Origin of the sequence: Endozoicomonas sp. ONNA2 (assembly GCF_024606365.1) — a bacterium.
Classification (GTDB): Bacteria; Pseudomonadota; Gammaproteobacteria; order Pseudomonadales; family Endozoicomonadaceae; genus Endozoicomonas.
In genome coordinates, this window is the sequence record NZ_JAHHPO010000655.1 from 1 (window position 1) to 1,573 (window position 1,573).

2 protein-coding genes are annotated in these 1,573 nt (G+C 48.4%); both read left to right on the forward strand.

The annotated features are described in order from the left end of the window. Positions 1-111: 111 nt before the first annotated feature. Positions 112-555: a hypothetical protein gene (locus tag KDK14_RS11510; RefSeq protein ID WP_257265264.1), complete on the forward strand. Its 444-nt coding sequence runs from the start codon at positions 112-114 to the stop codon at positions 553-555. After that, positions 555-1,328: a hypothetical protein gene (locus KDK14_RS11515; protein ID WP_257265265.1), complete on the forward strand. Its 774-nt coding sequence runs from the start codon at positions 555-557 to the stop codon at positions 1,326-1,328. Before KDK14_RS11510 ends, KDK14_RS11515 begins: the two co-directional genes overlap by 1 nt. Positions 1,329-1,573 lie beyond the last annotated feature (245 nt).

The window sequence follows — 1,573 nt, forward strand, 5'->3', positions numbered from 1 at the left end:
ATCTGATCAGTCCTTTGACATCAGATTTCAGGAAAATATCAATCGGGGTGGTGAAGGGCAGCAACACACATCGGTCATGCTTTAATTACAGATACCATGTATTCAGGCACTATGGGAACGGTGACAAGTTATGTCAGTAGACCCGCTTTTTTTGATGGCTTTTCAGATGCGGTCATAACAAACAAGACAATTCGACCAGTAACACAGGTGCCCGGCGAGGAATGGTCTGAAGATGATTGCTTTCATTTTTTGACTAGCATTTTGCCTGACAATAATCCTAATGCTTCTGGTGCTGGAAAAAACATCGCTTCTTTTGAGCAGGCTGCACAGCTGCGTGTCCCTTGGTTCCTGATAATTAATCAAGTTTACGCTTATCGTTTGCGGGGACTTTACAATATTTTTCCAATGCTTCAGCACAATGATGAGAGTAGTAAGGCGCACATGCTGAAGCCTCTAAATATAGATGGCATTGAATACAGGGGAACAAAGCAGAATAGTGATCGATATAACGGTATTCCCATGTCTTATTACATTCAAACGTCAGGGGACTGGTAATGTTTACGGCTTCATGGCATTTGTTCTCGGAAAAGCCCCCTGCCTATGCTAATCAGATTGCCGGAAAATTAACCGTTGATGGCGTGCCTTATGAAGGGATCGTGTTTGCCCTTGCTGTAGGAAAACTACAATACATCTGCGGTCAGCATGTAAAAAACGGCAATGTTCACATTCAATTAATCCCGGAAAAGTACAGCACCAAAACCTTAAATCTGCTGATTTTTAAAGAAGGCCGGGCGCTGGCCAGTGAGCCCGTCACGCCCGATAACGTGGTTGTCTATGAGCTTTCAATTAGCAGCAGCGGAGGTGGCGGTGGGCCAACCGGGGAACCGGCCACTATAACCGGCAAGGTGGAGCGAGTGCTGGACAATATGGCCCAACCCGCAGCAAGGCAACTGGTGGCCATTGAGCACAAGCCCGATGGTTCATGGGCAGTGACCGGCAATACAACCAGTGACGCTGAAAATGGCAGTTATACCCTTGAAGTGCTCACTGAAGGCGGGGATACCTTTGTGCTGGCATTGGATGAATATGGCGTGCCTTTTACCCCCACTGCTTCAGTGGTTCAAGGTGACTTAATTCATCCCAGCGTTGCCAATGGTTACGTTTACCGGGTGGAAATAGGCGGCACCTTGCCTGCAACCGAGCCGACCTGGTGGATTGATACCGGCACCAATCACACTCGCACTATTGAAGGGGATATTATCCTGCGAGCCATTCCTTTCTATCGGCCTCTGGCACACGGTCCTGTCAAAGCAGAGCCTTTGTCATGAGTTATCAGGTTCCCTCTGATAGCGCCGAGTTCCGGCTGACTGGATCTCCTTATAAGATGTCATCGTCCGCTATTGCTGACTTTTCTTTTGATGGCAAGCCGCTGGTTTATTTTGCACCGCCTCCCGGATTGATTCGCCCTTAGGAATTGTCCCGGAATAACTTCATCATTTTATTCAGTCCGGGAAAAAACCGCCGCCCGCTTCCCGCCACCCGCTGCCCGCAAAAGCACAAGTGGTTCCAGCTT